The organism is Christensenella sp., assembly GCF_034927525.1.
In the GTDB taxonomy this organism is placed as follows: Bacteria; Bacillota; Clostridia; order Christensenellales; family Christensenellaceae; genus Christensenella.
Genome location: NZ_JAYFPU010000016.1, coordinates 1 through 7,489, shown reverse-complemented (window position 1 = coordinate 7,489; position 7,489 = coordinate 1). Strand labels below are relative to the sequence as shown.

Annotated in this window: 7 protein-coding genes; all 7 read left to right on the top strand. The window is 52.8% G+C overall.

Annotated features, from left to right (window positions below):
- Positions 1–2,074, top strand: a 2,074-nt coding sequence (locus VB081_RS00545) for an alpha-ketoacid dehydrogenase subunit alpha/beta (protein WP_323398919.1), incomplete at its 5' end; no start/stop codon positions are given.
- 29 nt (positions 2,075–2,103) lie between these two features.
- Entirely contained in the window at positions 2,104–3,372 is a 1,269-nt protein-coding gene (locus VB081_RS00540) for a lactate racemase domain-containing protein (protein ID WP_323398918.1), read from the top strand.
- A gap of 12 nt (positions 3,373–3,384) precedes the next feature.
- Positions 3,385–4,122 carry an SDR family NAD(P)-dependent oxidoreductase gene (locus tag VB081_RS00535; RefSeq protein ID WP_323398917.1) on the top strand — a complete coding sequence of 246 codons (738 nt, stop codon included), beginning with the start codon at positions 3,385–3,387 and terminating at the stop codon, positions 4,120–4,122.
- A gap of 40 nt (positions 4,123–4,162) precedes the next feature.
- On the top strand, positions 4,163–5,383 hold the full coding sequence (locus VB081_RS00530; protein WP_323398916.1) for a dihydrolipoamide acetyltransferase family protein: 1,221 nt from the start codon (positions 4,163–4,165) through the stop codon (positions 5,381–5,383).
- 86 nt (positions 5,384–5,469) lie between these two features.
- Positions 5,470–6,204, top strand: a complete 735-nt coding sequence (locus VB081_RS00525; protein ID WP_323398915.1) for a GntR family transcriptional regulator — start codon at positions 5,470–5,472, stop codon at positions 6,202–6,204.
- Positions 6,205–6,219: 15 nt separating this feature from the next.
- A complete protein-coding gene (gene pdxA, locus VB081_RS00520; RefSeq protein ID WP_323398914.1) occupies positions 6,220–7,257 on the top strand; it encodes a 4-hydroxythreonine-4-phosphate dehydrogenase PdxA in 1,038 nt (345 codons plus the stop codon).
- Positions 7,258–7,263: 6 nt separating this feature from the next.
- Positions 7,264–7,489 (top strand): four-carbon acid sugar kinase family protein (locus VB081_RS00515; protein ID WP_323398913.1); only part of this gene is annotated, 226 nt, incomplete at its 3' end.

Here is a 7,489-nt window from a genome sequence, read left to right as displayed (position 1 = left end):
GAGTGATTTTAGGGAAGGCAGGCTTTTGCGCAATGTGGAGAAGTTTTCTGCACACAAGGGCGACGTACGGGAGCTGGCAAAGGACTTCTTCCTTTATGGATTCATGACGGAGCTGTTTGGGCGCGAGATCGGTTTTACGGGCGGCCTGGGAAATTCTATGCATGTGTTTTTTACGCCATTCGGTATCTATCCAAACAACGCGATCGTGGGCGCGTCCGCAGGCGTGGGCGCGGGCGTTGCCTTATATAAGAAGTTAAGGAAGGAACAAGGCATCTGCGTCGTCAACAGCGGCGACGGATCGCTGTCGACAGGGCATACGTGGGAATCGATGAATTTCGCGTGCATGAACCAGTTCAAAACACTGTGGGAGGAAGGCTATAAGGGAGGAATGCCAATCATCTTCAATTATGTAAACAATTTTTATGCGATGAGCGGGCAGACGGATCAGGAAACGATGGGGTATGATGTCCTTGCGCGCGTGGGCGCGGCGTTCAATGCCGACGAGTTGCATACGGAACGCGTGGATGGGTATAATGTATTTGCGGTGATCGATGCGTTCAAACGCAAAAAAGCGCTCATTCAGGAAAATAAGGGGCCGGTGCTGCTCGATACGATCATATACCGTCACACGGGACATTCCGTAACCGACCAGATGGCGTACCGCACCAAGGAGGAAATGGATCTTTGGAAGGACGAGGATTCGCTCGCGCATTACCGCCGTCAGATGATTGAGCAAGGCCTGATGAGCGAGGAAGACGCAAAGGGCGTAGAGGAAGACACGCGCGGGCTGATCACTGATATATTGAGGAAGACGGTGGATCTCGATTTTTCACCGCGTATGAATTTTGTCGTCGAACCGGACGCGATCGCCAAATGTATGTTTTCCAACGAGCACATTGTCAGCATGGCAGAGGGAAAGCCCGAGGTCATCGGCGCCAAAGAGGACAATGCAAGATATAAGAAGATTTCAGCGAAGTTCCGCAAAACGACAGATGAAAACGGGAAAGCGGTGTCGGCGCTCAAGCTGTATACATACCGTGATGCGATTTTCGAAGCTTTGATCGATAAATTCTATGTAGACCCGACGATGGTCATGTTCGGCGAGGACATCCGCGAACATGGCAACTCGTTTGGCGTACTGCAAGGACTATATGAATCCGTGCCATATCACAGGATGTTCAACGCACCCATCGCAGAATCGGCGATCGTGAACGCCGCGGTAGGCTATGCGCTTGCGGGCGGCCGGGCAGTGCCGGAGATCATGTGGTGCGACTTCCTCGGACGTTGCGGCGACGAGCTTTTCAACCAGCTTGCAAAATGGCAGGGAATGAGTGCGGGCATCCTTAAAATGCCGTGCGTGGTACGCGTTTCGGTGGGCGCTTTTTACGGCGCGCAGCATTCGCAGGACTGGACGTCGCTGTGCACGCATATTCCGGGGCTCAAGATCGTTTATCCGGCTACGCCGTATGACGCGAAGGGGCTCCTCGCAAGTGCGCTGTGCAGCTCCGACCCGATCATGTTTTTTGAAAGCCAGAAGCTTTATGATATGGGCGAGCAGTTCGCGCCGGACGGCGTGCCGCAGGACTATTATGAAATCCCGATCGGCAAAGCGGATATCAAGCGCGCGGGCAGCGATGTGACGATTCTCACGATCGGGCCGACGCTGTATCCGGCGCTTGAGGCGGCGGAAGAGCTTTCGGGGAAATACGGCATGGAAGCAGAAGTCATCGATGCGCGGACGTTGATCCCGTTCGATTATGATACGCTTATTGAGAGCGTGAAAAAGACAAACCGCCTTGTACTGTTAAGCGACGCGTGTGAGCGCGGCGGCTATACAAAGACGATCGCGAGCAACATGACGGAGTTTGCCTTTGATTATCTGGATGCGCCGCCGGTGTGCATCGGCTCGCATAACTGGGTATCGCCGTGTCCGGAGCTGGAAAAATACTTCTTTGCGCAGAAGGATACGATTTTAGATGTAATCAATGAAAAAGTGGTCAGGCTCGACGGATATGTACCGACGAGCAACGTGACCAATGAAGAAAAACTGCGCTGCGAGCGTCTGGGTATCTGACGCTGACGGCGAAAGAAAGGTGAAGCAATATGTCTAAATACAGCGCAATGGTACGTAATGTCAAGCTGCCAAAAATGGCGCTTGTCCGGCAGACGTTCGAGCGGGAGAGGCTGGAAGACATCCCGGGCGAGATACGCAAACAGCTGAGCCGGCCGGAAATATGCGGCCAAATCAAACCCGGCATGCGCATCGGCATCACGGGCGGGAGCCGCGGCGTGGCAAATATTGCGCTCATAATACGAGAGATCGCTTCGTTTATCAAGGAAAAGGGCGCGCAGCCGTTTGTGTTCCCGGCGATGGGCAGCCACGGCGGCGCAACGGCAGCAGGCCAGCAAGAGATACTGGACAGCTATGGCATCACAGAGGAATATTGCGGATGTCCGATTTGCGCGACGATGGAGACAAAAACGATTGGTACGACGGAGGAAGGGCACGAAGTGCAGATCGACAAATATGCGGCGGAGGCGGACGGCTATATTGCTGTCAACCGCATCAAACCGCATACTGCTTTTCGCGGACCTTACGAAAGCGGCCTGATGAAAATGCTGACGATCGGTGTGGGCAAGCAAAGAGGGGCAGAGGTAACGCATACGGCCGGGTTTGGCGAAATGCACCACTTGGTTCCGTTGTTTGGGAAAGCCATCATGAAGCATTCCAACCTGTTGTTTGGTGTGTCGACGATCGAAAACGCTTACGATGACACGTACCGTATTGATGCACTGACGCCGGAGGAGATCATAACCGAGGAGCCTAAACTCCTTTTGATCGCAAAGGCAAAGATGGGAAGCCTGTTGTTTGAGGAAACAGATTTGCTGGTAATAGACGAGATCGGCAAAAATATAAGCGGCGACGGCGCAGACCCCAATATCAGCGGGCGGTTTATCGGGCCGCACGCCACCGGCGGGATCAAGAACCAGCTCGTCGTGACGCTTTCGCTGACGGAGGAATCGCATGGCAGCGCAGCAGGCGTGGGAATATTCGACGCAGTAAGCAAACGGCTTTACGACCAGACGGATTTTGAGGTCACGTATCCGAACGCGATCACCAATACTGTGCTGCTGACTGTAAAAATGCCGATCGTGATGGACAACGACAGGGACACGATCGCTGTGGGCGTCAAGTGCTGCAATAAGATCGATTATGCAAACCCGCGGATCATCCGTATCAAAAATACGGCTCATATCGAAGACATCTATATTTCGGAAGCGTTGATGGAAGAAGCAAAGGCCAATCCGAATATCGAGATATTGAGCGAACCGCAGCCCTTTGTTTTCAATGAAGAAGGAAATCTCTGGTGAGGGAGTAAGACGATGAAATACGATGATCTGAAAGGCAAAGTAGCGATCGTGACGGGTGCGGCACGCGGCATCGGTTTTGCATCGGCAAAGCTGTTGGCAGAGCATGGCGCGACGGTCGTGATCGCGGATATGCGCTTTGCGCTCGCGCAGGAAAGCGCGGATGGGCTGACCCGCGAAGGACTGAAGGCTGTGGCGGCGGAGGTCGATGTCAAATCAAAGGAATCCATCGACGCGATGGTCGAAGAAATATGCGTGAAGCATGGCAGGATCGACATTCTTGTCAATAACGCCGGCGTTGTAGATGCAACGCCTATGCTCGACCTGACGCAGGACGCATGGGACAACCTGATCGATATCAATTTGCGCGGGGCGCAGCTGTGCACGCAGTCATGCCTGAAAAAGATGATCGGACAAGGTGCGGGCAAGTTGATTTTCATGTCCTCACGGGCAGGAGAGATGGGAAGTCCGTTGGTAGCACCGAGCTATTGTGCCTCCAAGGGAGGGGTGCTCGCGCTGGCAAAATCGTACGCGTTGTTTTGCGCGCCGCATAATATCAATGCGAACGCCATCGCGCCGGGGTATATCGAAACAGATATGACAAAAGGGCGCGACGACCCGAATTCCGTACCGATCAAAAGGTTGGGAACGCCGCTGGATGTGGCAAAATGCGTATATTTTTTGGCGTCCGATCTTTCAGACTATGTGACGGGCGCGGTGATCGACGTGAACGGCGGGCTTTATATCCGCTAATGGTCTGGAAATCATAGAAAAGCAGTAAGAGGAGTTTATTATGGCAAGTTTTATATTGATGCCACAAAAAGGCCTGACGGAAGAAAGCGTTATCATGGGCGAATGGCATGTGAAAAGGGGCGACGTTGTAAGCGAGGGCGATATCCTGTTTGAGATCGAGACAGGCAAAGCGACGTTTCCTGTTGAGAGCGACGCGTCAGGGACGGTGCTTGAGACGATAGGCGAACCGGGCGACGAGATTCGCGTCAGGGAAGTCGTGTGCGTAATCGGCGAGCCGGGCGAAAGCTATCAAATACCAGGCAAAGAAGAACCCGTACAGGAAGAAAAGCAAGTGGAGGCATCCGCCGTTGCCGCACCGGCGCAAGTACAATCTCTAAAAGCGGAGGCAGCGCCAACGGGACGGATATTCGCTTCGCCTATCGTGCGCAGGCTGGCAAAGGAGAAGGGGGCAGACCTTACTATGGTCACGCCGAGCGGCCCCAATGGACGCATCATTCGTGCAGACCTTGAAAAATATTTGAAAGAAAGTCCGGCTCTATGCACGGCATCGATACCGGCGGCACAGACGGAGGAGCGCGTGATCGCGCATACGCACATCCGCAAGATCATTGCCGATAATATGATGCGGTCGATCCACGGCATGGCGCAGCTCACAATGGCAGCCGAGATCGACGCGACGCAAATGCTTGCCTATCGCAGGCAGATGAAGGAAAAAGCGGACATACTGCCGTATGCGGGCGCAACGCTCAACGACATGATGGTTTTTGCATTGTCGCGCACGCTGCTTGAATTTCCGGAATGCAACGCACATTATAAGGAGGACGGCCTGCATGTGTTTTCCGACGCCAACATCGGCATATCCGTAGATACGGAGCGCGGGCTGATGGTGCCTACCGTCGCGCAGGCCAACAGAAAAAGCTTAGGCGCAATCTCGCGCGAAACAAAGGAGCTGATCGCGGGCTGCAAGGCGGGGTCTCTCGATCCGGCGAAGCTTTCGGGCGGAACGTTCACACTGACCAATCTCGGCACAACGGGCATCACGGTGTTCACCCCCATCATCAATCCGCCGCAGGTGGCAATTTTGGGCGTGGGCACGGTTTGTTATCGTCAGCGCATAGAAGACGAAGCGCTTGTAACATACCCGTGCATGACGCTGTCGCTGACGATCGATCACCGCGCCGTGGACGGCGCTCCCGCAGCGCGTTTTTTACAGGCGCTTACCAAGAGACTGGAAAATTTTCCCTTGATATTATCCGAGTAAATCAGTATAATGTTGAGGTGAATAAAGCTCGCAAGTTCATGAAATTTTGAACTAAAATAAGCAAGCGAACAGGAGGTCTTGTGGTGTTGGAAGATAATTCATCTTTGCTTGATTCAACATATTCTCATTTGAAAAATATGATTATTATGGGAAAATATTCGCAGAATAGTCGTTTGGTGGTCAGCAAGCTCTCGGAAGAACTGGGAGTCAGCCACACCCCGATCAACGAAGCGCTGAATCGTCTGGTTTCCGAAGGGTACGTCGAATTTATGCCCAGACGCGGCATGAAGGTAAAGAAGCTCACGTTCGAGGAGATCGCCGAGACGTATGAGATGCGCAAAATGATCGAGCTTTACTGCGCCGAGGATATGATCCATTATGCAAAAACAGTTCCGCTGTATTTGGAAGAACTCCACAAATGCACGGACAAGCAGAACGAAATGGGATATAAGATCAACGCAGAAAACGATATGAAGCATTTTTTTGAGTATGAAACGTACTTCCATCAATTGCTTCTGTCGGCAACGAACAACAAGCAAATGTTTACGCTGTACCGCAACTTAAAGTCAAACGGTATGTTTTATTACATGATGCAGTCGACGCACCACAAGCTTTCCAAGTCGAGATATCTGCAGACGATGAAGGAACACGGCGATATATTGAAGGCGCTGGAAGACGAGAATCTGAGAAGGTTGAAAACTTTGCTGACGCGACATCTGGAAAAATCGCAGGAAAACCTGATATTGACGATCCAGAACGAAAAGGAGCACGACAACAGCCCCTTTATCCAGAGCCTGAGGATGCGGAAGCGCGACAAATAACGGATAGGAGAAACTATGAAACCGATCCTTGCAATTACGATGGGCGACGCGGCCGGCGTAGGCGCGGAAATCGCCGTAAAAGCATTGCGCAGCCGTGATGTTTATGAAACATGTATTCCGGTCGTGGTGGGCGATTATGAACCGATGGCGGATGCGGTTGCATTTACAAACAGCGGTCTTGCGTTAAACCGTATCAGCGATCCATCGCAGGCCAGGGGCGAATTCGGTGTGATCGACGTGATCGATATGGGCTTTTTGCAGCCGCAGGGCTGGGAATACAAAAAGGTGAGCGCGAAAACGGGCGACGCGGCATACAATTATGTTGTGAAGGGCATTGAGCTTGTGTTAGGTGGACAGGCGCACGCCGTTGTGACAGGGCCGATCAACAAGGAAGCAATCCATCAGGCGGGGCACCAATTTGCCGGGCATACCGAAATTTTTGCACACCAGACACAATGCAAAAATTACGCGATGATGCTGACATCAAAGGACTTGCGGGTCATCCATTGCACAACGCACGTTTCCCTGAAGCGGGCGTGCGATCTGGTGACCACGGAACGGGTGCTTACTGTGATCCGGTTGGCGGACGAAGCGCTCAAACTGTTGGGGATCAAACAGCCAAAAATTGCGGTCGCAGGGCTTAACCCGCATTGCTCGGAAAACGGTCTTTTCGGCGACGAGGAGCAAAAATGGATCATTCCTGCCGTAGAGCAGGCACAGGCGGCGGGGTTTGATGTAGAGGGGCCGGTGCCGCCGGATACTGTTTTTGTCAAGGCGATCGCCAAGCAATACGATATTGTGGTCGCGATGTACCACGATCAGGGACATATCCCGCTTAAGATGAGCGGCTTTAAGCTGAATCTTGAAACGAACCAGTTTGAATCCATGAGCGGCGTGAATACGACGCTGGGTCTGCCCGTCATTCGTACGTCGGTGGATCATGGGACTGCCTTTGACAGGGCGGGTGAAGGCCGCGCAAACGAAGAAAGCATGGTGGAGGCCATCGAAATGGCGGTGGTTATGGCGGGCAACAAGTTTCCAGAGCTTGCATAGGACAAAATGATGGCACAATTGATGCTTTTGGCGGATGATTTTACGGGCGCTCTCGATGCAGGTGTACAATTTGCCCAGCACGGGGCAAGCGTTTTTGTGACGGCGGACGGGGAGCCTTGTGGAGATACGGACGCGGATGTGCTCGTGATCGACATGGAATCGCGCCACGAAACGCAGCAAAAAGCATATCAAAAGATTTACAAACAGACGGAATATGCCGCAGACAGGCGTA

What these genes read in the sequence shown, in the direction of transcription:
- VB081_RS00540 (WP_323398918.1), top strand. Translation starts at nt 2,104, where the DNA reads ATGTCTAAATACAGCGCAATGGTACGTAATGTCAAGCTGCCAAAAATG.
- VB081_RS00535 (WP_323398917.1), top strand. Translation starts at nt 3,385, where the DNA reads ATGAAATACGATGATCTGAAAGGCAAAGTAGCGATCGTGACGGGTGCG.
- VB081_RS00530 (WP_323398916.1), top strand. Translation starts at nt 4,163, where the DNA reads ATGGCAAGTTTTATATTGATGCCACAAAAAGGCCTGACGGAAGAAAGC.
- pdxA (WP_323398914.1), top strand. Translation starts at nt 6,220, where the DNA reads ATGAAACCGATCCTTGCAATTACGATGGGCGACGCGGCCGGCGTAGGC.